Raw genomic sequence first — 17,772 nt, 5'->3', positions numbered from 1 at the left:
CAAAAAATGGTACATATTTGTTATTATATAGAGTTCTGAAGAATTGCGTAAATAAAATATAAACAATGGAGAGATTGGGCAATGGAGAGATTAGGAATGAAAAAGCTACTGCTGATGATTTTAGCCTTAACGCTTCTCGTGTCTTGCGATGACAAGCAGGGGAAGTCCGGCGGTATGAAGACAGAGGGGGCAACTGTTGTTAAAATCAATGATGTCGCCGTAACAACCGGTCAGCTGCAAGATGATCTTTTAAAACTGCCAGCAAATTATAAATCGGCGTTTTCCGGCAAAGAAGGGCTTATGAACTTTGTCGATGAAATTAAAAGGAGAGAGGTCCTTTATCTTGAGGCGAAAAAGCAGGGGATGGACAAAGACCCCGCGTTTGTCAAAAAGCTGGACGAGTTTACGAGACTGAATCTTGTAAACGCACTGATTACAAAAAACATAAACATGGCGGATATAAAAGTAACCCCTGAGGAGGCGAAGGATTACTTTGATAAGAACCCAAAAGAGTTCATAATGCCTGATCAGATAAAGGCAAGCCACATACTGCTGAAGACTGAAGATGAGGCAAAAAAGGTATTGGAAAAGGTAAAAAAAGGCGGAGATTTTGCTGCAATCGCCAAAGAGTTCTCAGTGGATAAGGTATCTGGGGAAAAGGGTGGAGACCTGGGATTCTTCGCGAAAGGGCAGCTTGAGCCTACATTTGATGCGGCTGTCTTTAAATTGAAAAAAGGCGAGACAGGCCCTGTAGTCAAGACCCCGTTCGGCTATCATGTGATAAAGGTTATTGATATGAAACCTTCTGCAAAAATGGAATTCGAGCCGTCAAAGGGCATGATAATACAATATCTGACCTCTGAAAAGCAGAAAAAGGCGTTTGACGGTTATATAGCCCAGATAGAAAAGGGCTATAATGTACAAATTGACCAGAAGGCGTTGGAGAGTTTTATCTCGAAGCACGCAGAGGGCGATTCAAAAAAGGGGGGGCAGGCTCCTGCTGCTGCGGCTGATACGACCCCGATTGTTAAAATCGGTGATGTCTCAATAACAGCAGCCAGCATTGAAGCTGAGTTGTCAAAGCTCCCTGCTGAGGTAAAGCAGTATTTTAAGGGCAAGGAAGGTATGACAAAACTCATAGAAGAGATGAAGAAAACTGAATTGCTCAATCTTGAGGCAAAAAAGGCCGGTATAGATAAAACCCCTGAGTATGTTCAGAAAATTGAGGAGTTTAAGAAGGTAACCCTGATAAACGCCCTCGTACAGAAGGCCTTCAAACCCGAAATGGCACAAGTCTCCCCAGATGAGATAAAGGCGTATTTTGATAACAACTCGAAAGACTTCACAATGCCGGAACAGATAAAGGCAAGCCATCTCTTAGTGAAGACTGAGGAGGAGGCTAAGGATGCAGCCGCAAAAATCAAGGGCGGCACAGACTTTGCCACAGTTGCCAAGTCTGTCTCAATCGACAAGATGACAGCCGACAAGGGCGGTGACCTCGGATTTTTCTCGAAGGGACAGATGGAGCCTTCGTTTGACGCAGCGGTTTTTAAGTTGAAAAAGGGTGAGGTGAGTGCCCCTGTTAAGACTACCTTCGGCTATCACATTATAAAAGTGACCGACATAAAGCCAGCAAAGAAGGTAGACTTTGATTCTGCTAAGAGTGTTATATCTCAGCTGCTTTCAGAGCAAAAGAAAAACAAGGCATTCGACGACTTTTACATAGGCATAGAGAAGGGTTATAATGTAATGGTAGATAAGAAGGCCCTTGATGAGTTTATTATTAAAAACTCATCGGTAAAGCCTGAACAGGGCGCTCCGGGTGCGAATGTCCTGCAAGGCGGCGTGCCACAGGGACATCCACCGGTGGATAAACCCAAATAAGAATGACAGCGCTAAGGTTATAAATGCTAAAACTATTAGACGGGATCGTCGAGCTGTATAAGAAAGTGGCATCGTCGGTCCCGCCAGACGTTGAGAAAGCGGTTGTCAGGGCATGTGAGGCCGAGCCTCAGGACAGCGCTGGCAGAGGTACGCTGACCGCTTTAATTGACAATATAAGGACAGCGCGGGCGTCAAAAAAGCCAGTATGTCTTGATACCGGAATACCTGTGTTCTGGATAAAGATTCCCCGGGGCCTAAGCCAAAAAGAGATCGGTGATATTGTTATCGAAGGCACAGCCGCAGCCGATAAGAAAATAGGTTTTCACTCTACAGAAGTCAAGGAATCCCTTATGGGCAGCGCTGCTATCTCTTCTGAAGGCTATCCTATAGTTAATTTCGAGGAGTATGAAGGTGCCTCGCTGATAATAGATTTGCTGTTAAACGGGGCAGATTGTGAAAATGCCGGAAGACTCTTTACGCTTGCCGCAGACGGATTAACTGACCGGGGGGTGATTCAGCCGCGCGGTTACGATGCCATTGCCGGATGTATTGAAGAGGCAGTTGGGGCAGCAGCGGCAGAAGTCAAGGTCTGTTTCCCTTTAATTGCAGGCGTAGGTGTTGGTTCAGCAAGGGAGCAGGTCACAGCGCTCTCAAAAAGACAGTTGATGAGAAAGCTGAACGATGCCGGGCCTGAAGAAAAAAACGAAGAAAAAAACCGTGAGTTTGACCGTGAGTTTGAGAGTAAGGTTATGATGAAAATAAACGGCACTGCGAACAATCACGGCCTTAAAACAACCCTCTTTGGAGTAAAAATGGCGGCAGCCCCAATTCACCCGGCGTCATTCTTTGTTGATGTTACTATTTCATGCTGGGCATTACGCCGTGGAAGACTCATCTGGAGTTAAACTTATCTGCCTGTTTAGCCGATTATAAGCTTAAGACGCTGAATAATGACGCTGAATAATAAAGGGAGGTGCAGAGATATGGCAGATGAGTACACATGGATGCCGGTTGGGTACGCAGGCGCTGTAGTTGGAGATAAACCCAGAGGGACAAATTCAAAATGGGCGAAATGGGCTAAAAAAGAGGACAGCACAGATGAGCAGTCCAAAGAAGAGAAAAAGGATGGCTCAAGAAAAGGCCTCATAGACATAAGGGTGTGAACATGCCCCAAACATATACGTTCACCGCCATTGAGTTCACCACCATGGTGCGTATTATCAGGCAGCATTACGCCATGTGTTAGTAAGCTGTCTGTGAGAACCCTGCCTCGAATCTCTCGTTGAACGATTGTCTTGTGAATGTATAATTCTGGGTTCCGTGTACTTCCACGCAAAATGATGCGCAGACTGCCCCCATTTTTGCGGCGTGAACGATAGATGTCTCAGGCAGCAACAGCCCTTTTATGAGACCGGCCCTGTACGCATCTCCAGCGCCCGTCGGGTCGCTTACTTTGGATGGAGTTACGGCAGGGATGTTGACGGTCTGGAGGCTGCCCTCTCGTTTAAATGTCACGGTGGAGCCTTTTTCTGCCCTGGTGGTTATCAATGCCCCGGCCATTGAGGTGATATCGCCCTCAGTGATGCCGGTTTTTTCCATAGTAAGGACTAGTTCATAGTCGTTGCTAATGAAAATCTTTGCCCCTGTGATCATATCTATGAGTTGATGCCCGTCCCACGCAGGAAGCGACTGTCCCGGGTCGAATATGTAAGAAATCCCCCGCTGTTTATAAATCTTTATGAAATTAAACATATCGTCGAGATTTCCAGGCGCTACGATTGCGATTGTCTTTTGCGGGTCGAGTGAGTTGAAATCATATGATGAGCTGTGTTTCATTGCCCCCGGATTAAATGAGGTGATTTGATTGTCCGAGAGGTCTGTGGTGATATATGCCCCAGCGGTGAATTCGGCTGGTATTATTTTAATGAACTCCACAGAGATACCATGATTTCTGAGCCAGTTACCGTATGAGTTAAAATCATGCCCCGCTGCTGCGACAATCTCCGGGCTTTCACCAAGCAAAGACAAGGCGTAAGCGATGTTTCCTGCAGTGCCGCCAAAGTTCTCCTTAAGCTCGTTTATCATAAAGCAGACGTTTAGTATGTGCAGCTTGTCTGGAAGGATGTGGTCAGAGAACTTGCCCGGGAAATCCATAATTCTGTCATATGCGATAGAACCGGAAACTATTATATTCATTTTCACTGCCTCCAATTGTCTTGCCAAAAACCGACTGCGTGGCATTAACCACTATGCCAATGTATCACAGTGGTTAATAATCTGTCAATGATGTACGGCGCACAAGTTGACAGCCCCTTGTGCTAAAATACCCGCATGGAGACACAGGTATTAGACTTTGATTTAACAGAAATAATCGATGGAGTAGAGGTTATAGGGTATAGTCCGTTTGGCAGACATCAGGCAGTTTGTATGAGGATAGTTGATGTTATCCTGCATCATTTGAGGAAAAACAGGACGGGAAATCTATATTTTTCCCCGCTTGACGTTATACTTGAAGAAGGTGTGCAGAGGCTGCAACCTGATATAATATTCATCAGGAAAGAAAATATGGCTATCTTTCAGGATTATATAAGAGGCGTCCCTGACATGGTCTGTGAAGTAGTCTCTATGGGTTCTGTTACTAAGGATACTGTGACAAAGAAAAAGATATATGAAAAATTTAAGGTGACTGAGTATTGGATTGTCATACCGGAACTTGAAACCATAGAGATTTTTACCATCAAAGGAGACGCATATGGGGTGTTTTCCACAGCAGAGGGCGCCGTAGAAGGTAATGGTATGGTTAAGTCCAAAGTAATCGACGGTTTGGTTATAAATGTTGATGACATATTTGGTGACTTCCCGCAGTGATATATCACTGCCAACAGTTCTGCTGACGGCTTGCCTCGTTGAGACAAATGTGCGCCATAAATACCACGCTGGTAAATCACCAAGTATTACAGCCTGTCAACGGGGAACAGATTTTTTATAGTAATGAGAAAAATAATTTATAATGATTTAAATGATAGTGATATAAGTTACTGCGAATGACAGGTAAGAAATGTTTACATAATCGAAAACAGTGAGGTTGACCATGTCTGAGAAGCCATATAAGGTAGTAATTCCAGACTACAAGTACTGGAGACAGAACATTAAGTGCCAGACCGGTTGTCCTGTAAACACGGACTCAAGGGGGTATGTCAAGGCAATTGCCGAGGGCGACTATGAGCAGGCATACTGGATAGCAAGGATACCAAACCCATTGGCGTCTATCTGCGGCAGGGTATGCGCTGCCCCATGTGAACTTGCGTGCAGACGGGGAAGCATAGATGCGGCAGTTTCAATAAGGGCGCTAAAGAGGTTTGTCACCGAGAAATACGGCGTAGAGGCCGTAAAAAAGGATGCTCCCCAGTACAAGGGGGCGCTCCTTAACAAATTAAAAGATGAGGGATGCGGCATAATAGGGATAGCCGCAGAGACGGACAAGCCGGTGTCAATAATAGGGGGCGGGCCGGCAGGGCTTGCCTGCGCGCATGAGCTTGCCCTGATGGGCTACAAGCCGGTGATTTATGAGATGGAGAAGATTGCCGGAGGGATGTGTGCCGTTGGCGTACCGCCATACAGGCTGCCGCGGGAACTTTTGCAGGCAGAGATAGATGTAATAAAGTCGCTTGGGGCGGAGATTAAGTGCGGTGTGCAGGTAGGCAAGGATGTACAGTTGAAGACATTATATGATGAGTCTGCCGCAGTGCTTCTGGCTGTAGGGGCGAAGAAATCAAGGGTGCTGCCGCTTGAGCATTGTAATGCCGCTGGAGTAAGCGGGGGCGTGGACTTTCTGAGGGATGTATTTACGGGCAAGGCGGTGAAGATCGGCCCGAAGGTAGTTGTAATCGGAGGCGGCAACGTGGCGTATGACGTGGCAAGGACGGCAATCAGGCAAAAAGGCGTTGCTGCGGTAACGCTGGTCTGTATCGAGCCTGAAGGTAAGATGCTTGCCGACAGGGTAGAAGTAGAAGAGGGCGAAGAGGAAGGTGTTGAGAGGATAAACAGTTTTGGCCCTGATAAGATAAACATAGACGGAGCCGGGGTTGCAAGGTCAGTGACCTTTAAAAAGGTAATTTCTATATTCGACCCGGAAGGACGCTTTAGCCCCAGATACGACGAGGAGGACAAGATAACAATTGAGGCCGATACGATATTCTTTTCTGTTGGGCAGGCCTATGACCTTTCATTTTTGGACAACTGCGGCCTTGATGTGGCGATGACGCAGCGCGGGACTATCAGTGTAAAAGAAGACAAGGTATCAACGACGCTGCCCGGGCTTTTCATAGCGGGGGATTTGGCATACGGGCCTAAGCTGATAATTGACGCCGTGGCCTCTGGCAAGACGGCAGCGATGGCGATACACGAGTATATAAGTGCAGCCAAACCTGAACTTAAAGTCAGTGAAATGCACGCTATAGTCCCTGGGAATGTGGCAGCGCAGTCGTGGGATTATGAGAAGATTCAGCGGGCTGAGACAAGCGCCGTTGAGTCAAAATCAAGGCTTAACGATGTATTTACGCTGGTTGAGGTGGGCTACGCCAAAGACCAGGCAGAGGTTCAGGGTCAGAGGTGTTTAAACTGTGCAGTCAATACGATATTTGACGGCAACAAGTGCATACTTTGCGGCGGATGTGCCGACGTATGCCCGGAGTACTGTCTGAAGCTCATCTCTCTGGATAGAATCAGAGACAGCGAGACACTCTCAGCGCTATACAAGGCAAGGTATGGGAAGGAGCCGTTGGGGTTTGGCAGCGCAATAGTTAAAGACGAAGACAGGTGCATAAGGTGCAGCCTGTGTGCGAAACGTTGTCCTGTTGATGCGATAACGATGGAGCGATTTTCATTTAAGGAGGTTTTAGTCGATGAGTAGTGAGGCTCAGCATAAGGACACGGTTATAACAAGGCGGGAGTTTATAAACGTGGCGGCAATAGGGGCTGCATTTTTGTCTCTGGCTGCTGTGTTTGCGGGATTGTTCAGGTTTTTAAAGCCAAAGGTGGCGTATGAGGAGTCAACAAAGTTTAAAATTGGGGCAGCGGACAACTTCCCCGTGGGTGTAGTGACCAAGTTTGACGAAAAAGGCGTATTTGTATTTTCCAGTGAGGATGGGCTGTATGCCATATCCTGCGTATGTACCCATCTGGGATGTCTGGTGACGTTGACTGAGGCAGGTTTTGACTGCCCGTGCCACGGCTCGAAATTCAATAAAGATGGCAAGGTAGTCGGCGGACCGGCGCCAAGGGCTCTGCCGTGGCTTCAGATTAGCCGCAGTGTTGACGGAAGCCTCGAGGTTGACACGGCAAAAGAAGTTTCGGCTGGGACAATATTTAAAATCGCATGATTTTGGAGGGACAATGAGTGAATCAAGAAATTCAGGTATAGGCGTACTGGCAGATAACCTGAAATCTATTTGGTGTTCGTTTGCAGGGTCATTCTTCAGGGCCGGCAAGCCCACGTCCGATATGTCAAGGGCTGCTATAATGGTCAACAATTTTTTCCTGCATATCCACAGCGTAAAGACGCACATAAACTCATTGAGGCCTGGCTATACACTTGGTATGGGGCTTATATCAATGTTTTTGTGCCTGATAACGGTCGGCTCTGGCGTTGCCCTCATGGTTTATTACAATCCATCGCTTGAAAACGCATATAACAGCGTAAAGGATATAAATTTCGTCGTTTTCGCGGGCAGGCTCATAAGGAATGCGCATAAATGGGCCGGTGAGGGTATGATAGTGTTTGTGTTCTTACACATGGCGAGGGTGTTTTATACCAACTCGTATAAGAGCGGGCGTGAGTTTAACTGGCTTGTCGGCGTAGTGCTGCTTGGTTTGACATTCATGTTAAATCTCTCGGGATATTTGCTGCCGTGGGACCAGTTGTCGTACTGGGCGTTGGTGATTGTGTCAAACATCATGCAATCGCCCAAGGAGCTTACAGACTCTTTGGGCTTGACCAAGTATTTTGACGTAGGCAGCTTCTCAAAGGAACTCTTTCTGGCCGGTCTGAAGCCCGGTAAGGAGGCCCTGACCAGGGTCTATCTGCTGCATGTGGTGTTCCTGCCGGTTATTCTTCTGGTAATCATCGGCGTACACTTCTGGAGAATCAGAAAAGACGGCGGCTTGACGAAGCCGGTGAACTATGCACCGAAGTATGATGATATTCAATATGTGATAGCGCCAGATAAAAAGGGTGGAATCTTTACCCCTAACAAGACCTACGGGTTGATGGAACTGGCAAAGGGGAAGACCCCGGCAGTAAACATAGACGTAGAGCATTCTGTGTTAAGCTGGCCGAATCTGCTGATTGCGGAGGCGGCGGTGTTTATGCTCTGCATGGCCGGTGTAATTGCCTATTCGTACTATATTGACGCACCGTTAAAGGAGCTGGCCAATCCGATGATACCAGAAAACCCGGCAAAGGCGCCGTGGTATTTTCTGGGGCTGCAGGAGCTGCTCTCATACTCTGCCTTTATGGGTGGTGTGGGGCTTCCCACAATTGCGCTGTTAGGGTTAGCGCTGATACCGTTTTTGGATAGAGAGAAGGACAAGGTCGGCATATGGTTTTCGGGGAAGCAGGGAAAGGGTGTTGCTATTGAGGCCCTTATTGTAGGGACAATCGTACTGGTTGGTCTTATGGCAGCTGTTATAGCCTTTGGCTGGTTTAGGACATGGTGGCCGGACATACCGCAGATAGTGATAACCTTTATAAATCCAGGGGTGATTTGGGTAGGGTTCATGATTCTGTGGGCGTTATTTGTAACCGGCAGGACAGGCTCAACGAGAATGGGCGCTATAGCCCTGTTTACGATGTTTTTGCTTAGTTACCTGATACTGACCTATATAGGGACTGAACTCAGAGGGCCGAACTGGGCATTTTACTGGTCAAAGAGCCAGTGGCCAGCGCACTAAAAAATTAACAGGAGAGTGTAATATATGAGTGACAACGAGAAAAAAGGACAGATAACACGTCGGCAGTTTCTGACGTTTGCCGGTGGCGGGTTGATGCTGGCAGGTGTGAATGTTAACGTGCTTGGGCTTTTAGATCAGACCGCGCAAAACCCGCTTGAGAGTTACCCCAACAGGGATTGGGAGAAGATTTTCAGAAACATATACCAAGAGGACAGCAACTTCCACTTCCTCTGTGCCCCCAATGATACACACAACTGCCTGCTGAAGGCACACGTGAAAAATGGTGTTGTAACAAGGATAGGCCCGTCTTATAAGTATGGTGAAGCGACTGACTTATATGGCAATAAGGCCTCGCACCGCTGGGACCCGCGCATATGCCAAAAGGGCGTCGGTCTGGTAAGGAGGCTCTACGGCGACAGGCGCGTCAAGAGCGCTATGATAAGAAAGGGCTTTAAGGACTGGGTTGACAAGGGCTTCCCGCGTGACAAGGAAACGGGGAAACCGCCGGTTGAATATATGAAGCGCGGCGATGACAAGTGGCTGAAGATTGGATGGGACGAGGTCTATGACATAACGGCTAAGGCCCTGCGCAACATCGCTGAGGCATATTCGGGTGAGCAGGGGACGAAGTATCTGACAAAACAGGGTTATGACCCCGCCGTTGTGGACGCGACACACGGGGCAGGGGTGCAGACCATGAAGCTGAGAGGGGGCATGGCGCTGCTTGGCGCTACTAGAATCTTTGGATACTACAGATTCGCCAATATGCTGGCCCTGCTGGATGAAAAGGTGAGAAAAGTCAAGCCGGAAGACGCTGTAGGGGCGCGCGGCTGGGACAGTTATACGTGGCACACAGACCTCCCGCCCGGACACCCTATGGTTACCGGTGCGCAGACCAATGAGTTTGAGCTGTTTGCTGTGGAAAGATCAAAGCTCATCCTCGTATGGGGCTTGAACTGGATAACGACGAAGATGCCGGATGCCCATTGGATGACAGAGGCACGCTTGAAAGGCTCAAAGGTCGTGGTAATAACTGTGGAGTACCCTGCTACGGCGTGCCGCGCCGATGAGGTAATAGTAATAAGACCCGGCACTGACCCTGCATTTACGTTGAGCCTTGCACAGGTAATCATAAAGGAAAACCTCTATGACGCCAATAACGTAAAGAAAAATACAGATCTGCCGTTTCTCGTCAGGCTTGACAACCTTAAGCTCTTGCGTCCAGAGGATGTAATCCCAGGCTATAAGAGAAAGAACGCGGCAAGAAAGACCAAAGTCATGGGTAAGGACGAAAAGGCCCCAATGGTAAAAGAACAGGGAGACCAGTACATAACAGAGGCCCTGTTTAACGAGTGGCAGGATTTCGTTGTGTGGGATGCTAAGAAAAACGGACCTGCGGGCATCAGCAGAGATGAATTTGGCGACCAGATGCCGGCAGACCCGGCACTCGAAGGGCAGTTCGACATTACAACGATAGATGGAAAGAAGATACAGGTACGCCCAGTATTTGATCTTATGAAGGAATATATCAACGAAAACTATACACCAGAACAGGCGCAAACTATAACATGGGCACCGAAGGAAGCAATTATATCCCTTGCCAGGCAGATTGCCGCCAACAAAGAGCAGACTTTATTTACAACCGGTATGGGGACTAACCAGTTCTTTAACAACGACTTAAAGGACAGGGCGATATTCTATTTAAGTGCGCTGACAAGGAACCTCGGCTACCCTGGCGGCAACGTCGGAAGCTATGCAGGTAACTTCAGGGGGGCGTTAATAGGCGGCATGGGTATGTATGTAATGGAAAACCCATTCGACCAGGAGCTTGACCCTGCTAAAAAGCCGAGGCTCAAGAAATTACTCAAGTACGAATCCGCGCACTATTTTAACTACGGCGACAGGACGCTGCGAGTAGGCGGGCATTTGTTTGCCGGAAAGACCCATCTGAACACACCGTCAAAGGTAATGATGATAAATAACTCTAACTCGCTGATAGGAAATGCCAAGGGCCACTATGACGTCGTATTCAATACGTTGAAGGGTTTTGAGATGATAACAGTGGCGGAGTATTGGTGGACTGCCTCGTGTGAGTATGCCGACATAGTGTATGGCTGCGACTCACCTGCTGAGTTTAAGAAGTATGATTTTACAGCCTCCTGTACGAATCCATTTCTGCAGGTATATCCGAGGACGCCGCTTCCGAGGATATTTGATACAAAGCCCGATGTCGATATCCTTGCCGGGATTGCCATAGCGTTGGGAAAACAGTTAAACGACAAGAGGTTTGCCGACCACTGGAAGTTTGTAACCGAAGACAAGATGGAAGTTTACTCCCAGAGGATAATAAATGCCTCGGCCAATCTTGCCGGAAATACGATACAGAAGCTTGAGGAGGACGCCAAAAACGGTAAACCTGCCCTGATGAACTGCCGTACATATCCAAGAATCTCCAGTTATGAGCAGGTTCACGAAGGTACGCCGTATTATACAAAATCCGGCAGGCTTGAGTTCTACCGCCATGAAGACGAGTGGATACAGCACGGCGAAAACATGATTGTTTACAGGGAGCCGATAGATGCGACATTTTATGAACCGAACGTAATTGTCGGCAAGAAACATACCGCCATAAGGCCGAAAAAGCCTGAAGACTGGGGTTTTTCGTCAAATGACCTTTCAACAGATACAAGACAGGTAAGAAATATACAAAAGTCAGGAGAGGAGCTGATGCAGACAAAGCATCCGCTGATGAGCAAGGGCTATAAGTTTATCCTGCATACGCCTAAATACCGTCACGGCGCGCATACGACGCCGTCGGACACCGATTTGGTTGCCGTGTGGTTTGGACCGTTTGCCGATATGTACAGACGGGACAAGAGAATTCCATATGTAACAGAGATGTATGTCGATATAAACCCGTTGGACGCAAAAGAGATAGGCGTAAACGACGGCGACTATGTTCATATTGATGCTGACCCCGAGGATCGTCCATACAGGGGGGCAAAAAAGACTGACGAGTATTATAAGGTCGCAAGGATTCTCTGTCGCGCTCGTTACTATCCTGGTACGCCGCGCGGGGTAACGAGGATGTGGCACAATGTCTATCCTGCAACTATAGGGAGCGTCAAGGGACACGAGACCAGACCGGACGGTCTTGCTAAAAACCCTGAGTCAAATTATCAGGCGATGTTCCGCTATGGAAGCCACCAGAGTACAACACGCGCATGGCTGAGACCGACACTTCTGACAGACTCTCTTGTGCATAAGGAAATGTTTGGTCAGACAATAGGAAAGGGGTTTGAACCTGATATACACTGCGCAGATGGCGCGCCGAGGGAAGGCTTTGTTACGATTCTGAAGGCCGAAGACGGCGGCATAGATGGTAAGGGTCCGTGGAGGCCGGTAAAGAGCGGTATACGCCCTACTATGGAAAGCGAAGCCATGATGGCGTTTATAAATGGAAAATTTATAGTCACTAAAAAATAAGGAGAGCAGCCTCGATGCAAATGAGAAAGGTATTTAACTGGCAATTAGGCAGGAATGCGTCATATGTATATCCGCAGGTCAGGCCGAAGAAACAATGGGCTATGGTCTTTGACCTGAATAAGTGCATAGCCTGTCAGACGTGTTCGCTGGCATGTAAGACTACGTGGACGTCAGGCAAAGGCCAGGAATATATGTTCTGGAACAATGTTGAGACAAAACCCTACGGCGGCTATCCGGTAGGCTGGGACATGGGCATTCTGGCCAAGCTTGGTGTACAGGAATGGCAGGGGGAGAAATACACAGGCAAGACCTTGTACGAAGCGTCAGAGAAGGATGAGAAAATCCTTCAGCACATACCCGTAGACGAGGACTGGTCACATCCAAACATTGGCGAGGACGAGATAGCCGGCTCTGTGAACAAGGGCGACTGGCTTACCTTGCCCCACAGGATATGGATGTACTATCTTCCCCGGACATGTGCCCACTGTACGTATCCTGCATGTGTGGCGGCCTGCCCAAGAAAGGCGATTTACAAGAGGCCGGAAGACGGCATCGTCCTAATAGACCAGTCACGCTGCCGTGGTTACAGGGAGTGTGTACGCGCGTGTCCATATAAAAAGCCGATGTTTAATGTCGAGACGAGGATAAGCGAGAAGTGTATAGGGTGTTATCCGAAGATGGAACAGGGTCAGATGTCGCAGTGCGTGACTAACTGTATCGGAAGGATAAGGCTACACGGGTATCTGAGTACACCTGATAAGGCGAACAAGGACAATCCGATAGACTATCTTGTACATGTGAGGAAGCTGGCGCTGCCGCTGTATCCACAGTTTGGCACTGAGCCGAACATATACTTTATACCGCCAATTCACGCACCGCTGTCATATATGGAGCAGATGTTTGGCCCAGGCGTTGGCAATGCTGTCAAGATGTACAAGAATATACCCAACGACCAGGCTCTTAAGGGACTGCTGGTCTTATTCGGCAGTATGGAAAAAACCCTCTCTTCGTTTAAGGTTGACGAGAAGCTTGCATACGGTTATGACGACAAAGGTAACGAGATAGTGAAGGTACCCGTAACGGAGCCTATGTATGTGAGGGAGTTTTTCGATCAAAAGCTTAAAGTATACAGGCAAAATACACCTTAAGAGGATTTGGAGGCTAAGACGATGAGAAAAAAGATATTTTTAGTGTTAGTAATAGTGCTTGCATTCGTGCAGGGTGCGTATGGTAAAGACAAGGCCTTTGTCGAGATAACCTCGTTTCACAAGGATGTGGATATCTCAAAGGTCGGCATAAGCGACGAGGTATGGAAGGGGGTTGCGGCGTACAAGCAGCCGCTTCAGAGGCAGTTTCTAGTTGAGCCAAAACCAAAGGAAGTGGGAGTGAAAGAGGTGCAAGTCCAGTCTGTAAACGACGGCAAGTACATCGCGTTTCGGCTGACATGGAAAGACGATACAAAGGATGATTTGGTGAGGATAGCGAATTTTTCAGATGCTGCGGCGATACAATTTCCTGTTGCATCCGAGCCGCTGCCAGAGTATTTTATGGGTGAGCCAAAAAAGCCAGTGCATATTTTATACTGGAGGGCATGGAGGTCAAAAGACCAGACCGATGGGGTTCAAACAGTAAACACGGCATATCCGAATATGACGATAGATATGTACACCTTTGACTATAAGGTCTCTGGCGTGGGTACGGAAAAGACGCAGGTTCAGAAGGATATGTTTATACCCGGCAGGGCGGCTGCCAATCCCTTGTCCGTCGCTCACAAGGAGATAGTAGAAGAGGCCTCGGCAGAGGGACCCAGCACCTTAAAGACTAAGCCTGTTGAGAACACATCCGCAGATGCGCAGTGGCAAAACGGCACATGGACGCTTGTTATGAGAAGACCGATGACAGTAACCGATAAGGAGAGCGTACAGTTCAAGGCTGGTGAGAAAAAACCAGTAGCATTTTCCATATGGGAAGGTCACCGTTTAGAAAGCGGCGGGCGTAAGGCAGTGTCTCCGGCATGGGCAGAAGTGTTGGTGAAATAGTGATGGAAGAATTGGTATATCTGTATAAGTTAGCCTCATTAGGACTAACATATCCCAATGAGGCTCACTGGTCAGCGATAGAGAGGATAGTTTCCGAGAGGGAGGCGCTCTTTGAGGGTGAAACGCTTGATATGGTAAGTGATTTCACAGGGCAGTTTAATGGGGTGTCAATTGGCGATGTAAGGTCTGACTATTTGACATTTTTTGACTTAGGAGGCCAGATATCCCCATACGAAACAGAGTATCTGACAGAAAAAATATCGAGAAAGCCATTTGAGCTGGCTGACATTGCCGGCTTTTACAGGGCGTTTGGATTAAGTGTCAATCAGTCTTCTGATGACAAGGAGATGGTAGACCACATCTCAGTAGAGCTTGAGTTCATGGCGCTTTTGACATCGAAGGAAATCTATGCCATAGAGACTAACTCGAAGGAACACGAGGAGATAGTGGTTGATGCGAAGGGAAAATTTTTGAAAGACCACCTTGCAAGATGGGGATTTTTTTATTGCCGTCAGCTGGAGAGTCTTGAAGGAGGAGGATTATATAAAAGCCTCGGAAAGATTGTGGAAGCGGTACTCACGTTAGAGTGTGAAAGGTATGGTCTTGATAAGACAGTTTATAACAAAGATTTAACGAGAGAGGCCTTAAACGGCGTCAGAAGTGATACGCTGGCTTGCGGCCCATTGTCGGGTGAAGTATGAGAGAGCTGGGAGAGGGAGTAAAAAATACTTTATATAACAGAGAGGGAGGATTATGCACGGTAGATATTATTCATGGATGATATTCCTATCGGCAGTGGTGCTGATAGTATTCACTTTGATGTTTATTCGGGGCGAGATGTCGCCTGAGTGGAAACCATACCAGCTTGAGTACAGGGACCTTGCCATAGCTAATGCCAAGGACGCCGAGGCTAAAAAGGCGGCCATGTCAATGGATATTGAAGTCAAACAAATATATCTTGGCGGGCTGAAGCGTGTGGACAGGTGTACGAGCTGTCATCTGGGCGTTGAGAATCCCGCGATGGCAAAAATGCCGCTGCCGTTAAAGACACACAGCGGGCCATATCTGAAAGACCATTCGTCTGACAAGTTTGGATGCACGGTCTGTCATAACGGGCAGGGCAGGGCAGTAGATATGAAAAATGCGCACGGACTTGGACATGACACACATTGGGATTTGCCTATACTCCCGCTTAAATATATTGAGAGTTCATGTGCTTCCTGCCATGACGCCGAGATGCTGAAGACAAATGGCGGCAGCAAACTGGCAGGCGGTGAAGTACTTTTCAGAGAGCGCGGCTGTAAGGGTTGCCATAAACTTGAGGGTGTTGGCGGTGTAATTGGAAAGGCCCTCGATGGCGTAGGCTCACAGCCGGTGGCGTATTTCCCGATGAAGAACATCCCAGGCGAGAAAACTGTTTATGCGTGGATGAAGGAACATTTCGACGACCCAAGAAATGTCGTTGCCACGAGCGAGATGAAGTCAGACTTTACCGACCTGGAGACAGACCAGTTGACGACATACATACTGTCGCTGCACTCAGAAGAGATACCAAAGAAGTACAGGCGTCATGGGAAGGGATTGGATATCCCCAATACCGGTGAGTACTTGTACAAGATGTACTGCGGCTCCTGTCATGACACCGGTAAGGACAGTGTCTATGACGAGGTCTTTAAGAGGACTATCCCATCGATTTCAAATCCTTCATTTTTGAAGACTGTGGACAAGAAGTATCTTAAGACAATAATAGAAGAGGGACGCGCCGGGACACAGATGACGGCATGGAAATCAGCTGCTGCTGGTCTTACAGATGACCAGATTGATAAAATCACTGATTACATCATGCAGGATAAACCTGCCTCTGCCTCTATGGGATTTGATTGCGGACCGTATAAGCCTGACGTGCAGCACGGTGAAGAGCTGTACAGGGTACGCTGCGTAAGCTGTCACGGCAAAAAGGGTGAGGGTGGTGTAGGACTTAACTTGCGCAATCCCGTCGTACAGAAAGGAGCAAGCACGGATTTCCTTGCGATTACGCTGAGAGATGGAAGGGAAGGCACCCACATGGCGGCGTTTGGAGTTGACGGGGCCGGTTTGAGTGACGAAAACATCGCTGACATAGTGGCGTTCGTCAAGACGCTTTCGACAAAGAAGTGATTTAAACGGCGAATAGCAGTGTTTTAAGCCAATGACCCGCGCAGCCCTAGAAGGGGGCAAGCGGGTCGTTGCGTTTGAAATGAAAATATTGTGACCGACAATTTTACGAACAAATGACTCAGATGTCAAAAATAATTTCGGCACTCCAGCCAGGGTCAGACTTGTCAAGCCGCAGCTTGTGATATGTCGCTGCCTTTATCAAGAAACCGCTGTCGTGTTTTTCAGGATTAAAGCTCTCACCTATGATTTCTGCGCTGATATGCCGGTCGTCTAATGACATAAGTGTTACCTGCTTCCCAATAAAGCCGTTCGTATCAAGCAGATAGATTAGTTCATTTAACCACGCGACTAAAAGTCTTTCGACAGAATCCTCTGTTACGTTTACTTGTACCGTAGTTAAAGGCTCAATGCTGTCTATGCCGGTTGTGAGTGAATATAATCCAATTGCGGCTGTGCTGAACACATCCTCAAGGTTTGCGGCAAGTACCTTAATCCCTAAATCCCCGGATACGTCCAGTATTTCAATGTTCCCCATATCAGTAAATTAACATTTCATGCTGGTGCTGCGCAACTTGAGGGGCGCATAATTTTTTGTTGACAATATTGTGCTGTATATAGTATATTTAGCATGGGTAGTATCGTAAATTGCGATACTGGCAGTTGACATATGCCATAAATTATAAAGAGACTACGGAGGGCAAATATGAAGAAAGTTTTTGTGTTAGTTTTGGCGCTGTGTATGTCGATGTGTATGTCTGTTGCCTTTTTTATGAGCGGCACGGGTGTTGTCGAAGGGACAACTAACGTTTATTATTATATGCCATATTTGACGACAGTCTCTGGCTCTGAAGTCTACTGTATGTTGTCGAATTTTTCCACTGATGATGTTACATCAAGTACATTTACGGTTATGGCAAACGCAACAAGCCAGGCATCACAGACAGCAAGGACATTTCCATCGATTAATAACGTTGGAAAGGGCAAGACACAGCTCATTACTTTCAAAGCTCAAGCCATAACTGTTGACACCGGTACTCAGGTAGTTGACCTTTCTTCTGACACTGGTACGGCCAACTCATATGGCGGTACGCTGCGTTTTTCATCAACCGGCTCCACCGGCGTCAATTGCAAGACATTACCAATGACCTGCTTCCAGGGAAATACGTATCCTAAGCGCAATTTGGTGGGTTATATTTGTGAGGACGACAGCACTACAGGTCCTGGAAATACAAAGAATGTAATAGGGTATTAACCA

The 17,772-nt window shown here is 47.6% G+C and carries 15 protein-coding genes; 13 read left to right on the top strand and 2 right to left on the bottom strand.

The window, feature by feature from the left end; all coding sequences use genetic code 11:
- Nucleotides 1-96: 96 nt before the first annotated feature.
- The 3 genes from ASN18_RS17855 (at nucleotide 97) to ASN18_RS07805 (ending at nucleotide 3,047) form a co-directional block, all read left to right on the top strand.
- Nucleotides 97-1,884 carry a peptidylprolyl isomerase gene (locus ASN18_RS17855; RefSeq protein ID WP_157072883.1) on the top strand — a complete coding sequence of 596 codons (1,788 nt, stop codon included), beginning with the start codon at nucleotides 97-99 and terminating at the stop codon, nucleotides 1,882-1,884.
- A gap of 23 nt (nucleotides 1,885-1,907) precedes the next feature.
- Nucleotides 1,908-2,789: a fumarate hydratase gene (locus ASN18_RS07810; RefSeq protein WP_085052183.1), complete on the top strand. Its 882-nt coding sequence runs from the start codon at nucleotides 1,908-1,910 to the stop codon at nucleotides 2,787-2,789.
- A gap of 78 nt (nucleotides 2,790-2,867) precedes the next feature.
- A complete protein-coding gene (locus ASN18_RS07805; RefSeq protein WP_085052182.1) occupies nucleotides 2,868-3,047 on the top strand; it encodes a hypothetical protein in 180 nt (59 codons plus the stop codon).
- 79 nt (nucleotides 3,048-3,126) lie between these two features.
- Here the strand turns inward: ASN18_RS07805 and ASN18_RS07800 are convergent, their stop codons facing one another.
- Nucleotides 3,127-4,080, bottom strand: a complete 954-nt coding sequence (locus ASN18_RS07800) for a carbohydrate kinase family protein (RefSeq protein ID WP_085052181.1) — start codon at nucleotides 4,078-4,080, stop codon at nucleotides 3,127-3,129.
- Nucleotides 4,081-4,215: 135 nt separating this feature from the next.
- Between ASN18_RS07800 and ASN18_RS07795 the strand changes: the two genes are divergently transcribed.
- The 9 genes from ASN18_RS07795 (at nucleotide 4,216) to ASN18_RS07755 (ending at nucleotide 16,517) form a co-directional block, all read left to right on the top strand.
- On the top strand, nucleotides 4,216-4,752 hold the full coding sequence (locus tag ASN18_RS07795) for a Uma2 family endonuclease (RefSeq protein ID WP_085052180.1): 537 nt from the start codon (nucleotides 4,216-4,218) through the stop codon (nucleotides 4,750-4,752).
- Between the two features lie 223 nt (nucleotides 4,753-4,975).
- Entirely contained in the window at nucleotides 4,976-6,796 is a 1,821-nt protein-coding gene (locus ASN18_RS07790) for an FAD-dependent oxidoreductase (protein WP_085052179.1), read from the top strand.
- A complete protein-coding gene (locus ASN18_RS07785) occupies nucleotides 6,789-7,265 on the top strand; it encodes a QcrA and Rieske domain-containing protein (protein ID WP_085052178.1) in 477 nt (158 codons plus the stop codon). Before ASN18_RS07790 ends, ASN18_RS07785 begins: the two co-directional genes overlap by 8 nt.
- 13 nt (nucleotides 7,266-7,278) lie before the next feature.
- Entirely contained in the window at nucleotides 7,279-8,835 is a 1,557-nt protein-coding gene (locus ASN18_RS07780; protein WP_085052177.1) for a cytochrome b N-terminal domain-containing protein, read from the top strand.
- 24 nt (nucleotides 8,836-8,859) lie between these two features.
- Nucleotides 8,860-12,321: a molybdopterin-dependent oxidoreductase gene (locus tag ASN18_RS07775; RefSeq protein WP_085052176.1), complete on the top strand. Its 3,462-nt coding sequence runs from the start codon at nucleotides 8,860-8,862 to the stop codon at nucleotides 12,319-12,321.
- Nucleotides 12,322-12,341: 20 nt separating this feature from the next.
- The gene (locus ASN18_RS07770; RefSeq protein WP_085052199.1) at nucleotides 12,342-13,469 is read left to right on the top strand and encodes a 4Fe-4S dicluster domain-containing protein; all 1,128 of its coding nucleotides are present in this window, start codon (nucleotides 12,342-12,344) and stop codon (nucleotides 13,467-13,469) included.
- A 21-nt stretch (nucleotides 13,470-13,490) separates the two neighbouring features.
- On the top strand, nucleotides 13,491-14,360 hold the full coding sequence (locus tag ASN18_RS07765) for an ethylbenzene dehydrogenase-related protein (protein WP_085052175.1): 870 nt from the start codon (nucleotides 13,491-13,493) through the stop codon (nucleotides 14,358-14,360).
- Nucleotides 14,336-15,061: a TorD/DmsD family molecular chaperone gene (locus ASN18_RS07760; RefSeq protein ID WP_085052174.1), complete on the top strand. Its 726-nt coding sequence runs from the start codon at nucleotides 14,336-14,338 to the stop codon at nucleotides 15,059-15,061. The genes ASN18_RS07765 and ASN18_RS07760 overlap by 25 nt, the downstream gene beginning before the upstream one ends.
- Nucleotides 15,062-15,113: 52 nt before the next feature.
- A complete protein-coding gene (locus tag ASN18_RS07755; RefSeq protein WP_085052173.1) occupies nucleotides 15,114-16,517 on the top strand; it encodes a c-type cytochrome in 1,404 nt (467 codons plus the stop codon).
- Between the two features lie 118 nt (nucleotides 16,518-16,635).
- On the opposite strand, the gene ASN18_RS07750 is transcribed toward ASN18_RS07755, so the two are convergent.
- The gene (locus ASN18_RS07750; RefSeq protein ID WP_085052172.1) at nucleotides 16,636-17,052 is read right to left on the bottom strand and encodes an archease; all 417 of its coding nucleotides are present in this window, start codon (nucleotides 17,050-17,052) and stop codon (nucleotides 16,636-16,638) included.
- Between the two features lie 168 nt (nucleotides 17,053-17,220).
- Here ASN18_RS07750 and ASN18_RS07745 point away from each other — a divergent pair, with 168 nt between their 5' ends.
- Nucleotides 17,221-17,769 (top strand): hypothetical protein, encoded by a 549-nt coding sequence (locus tag ASN18_RS07745; RefSeq protein ID WP_085052171.1) that lies wholly within the window; start codon nucleotides 17,221-17,223, stop codon nucleotides 17,767-17,769.
- The last annotated feature ends 3 nt before the right edge of the window (nucleotides 17,770-17,772 follow it).

The organism is Candidatus Magnetominusculus xianensis, assembly GCA_001541255.1.
Classification (GTDB): domain Bacteria; phylum Nitrospirota; class Thermodesulfovibrionia; order Thermodesulfovibrionales; family Magnetobacteriaceae; genus Magnetominusculus; species Magnetominusculus xianensis.
The sequence above is the reverse complement of the archived record's forward strand: the minus strand, read 5'-3'. Positions and strand labels throughout refer to the sequence as shown.

Coding starts and splice junctions, on each gene's coding strand:
- ASN18_RS17855 (WP_157072883.1), top strand. CDS start 97: ATGAAAAAGCTACTGCTGATGATTTTAGCCTTAACGCTTCTCGTGTCT.
- ASN18_RS07810 (WP_085052183.1), top strand. CDS start 1,908: ATGCTAAAACTATTAGACGGGATCGTCGAGCTGTATAAGAAAGTGGCA.
- ASN18_RS07805 (WP_085052182.1), top strand. CDS start 2,868: ATGGCAGATGAGTACACATGGATGCCGGTTGGGTACGCAGGCGCTGTA.
- ASN18_RS07800 (WP_085052181.1), bottom strand. CDS start 4,080: ATGAATATAATAGTTTCCGGTTCTATCGCATATGACAGAATTATGGAT.
- ASN18_RS07795 (WP_085052180.1), top strand. CDS start 4,216: ATGGAGACACAGGTATTAGACTTTGATTTAACAGAAATAATCGATGGA.
- ASN18_RS07790 (WP_085052179.1), top strand. CDS start 4,976: ATGTCTGAGAAGCCATATAAGGTAGTAATTCCAGACTACAAGTACTGG.
- ASN18_RS07785 (WP_085052178.1), top strand. CDS start 6,789: ATGAGTAGTGAGGCTCAGCATAAGGACACGGTTATAACAAGGCGGGAG.
- ASN18_RS07780 (WP_085052177.1), top strand. CDS start 7,279: ATGAGTGAATCAAGAAATTCAGGTATAGGCGTACTGGCAGATAACCTG.
- ASN18_RS07775 (WP_085052176.1), top strand. CDS start 8,860: ATGAGTGACAACGAGAAAAAAGGACAGATAACACGTCGGCAGTTTCTG.
- ASN18_RS07770 (WP_085052199.1), top strand. CDS start 12,342: ATGAGAAAGGTATTTAACTGGCAATTAGGCAGGAATGCGTCATATGTA.
- ASN18_RS07765 (WP_085052175.1), top strand. CDS start 13,491: ATGAGAAAAAAGATATTTTTAGTGTTAGTAATAGTGCTTGCATTCGTG.
- ASN18_RS07760 (WP_085052174.1), top strand. CDS start 14,336: ATGGGCAGAAGTGTTGGTGAAATAGTGATGGAAGAATTGGTATATCTG.
- ASN18_RS07755 (WP_085052173.1), top strand. CDS start 15,114: ATGCACGGTAGATATTATTCATGGATGATATTCCTATCGGCAGTGGTG.
- ASN18_RS07750 (WP_085052172.1), bottom strand. CDS start 17,052: ATGGGGAACATTGAAATACTGGACGTATCCGGGGATTTAGGGATTAAG.
- ASN18_RS07745 (WP_085052171.1), top strand. CDS start 17,221: ATGAAGAAAGTTTTTGTGTTAGTTTTGGCGCTGTGTATGTCGATGTGT.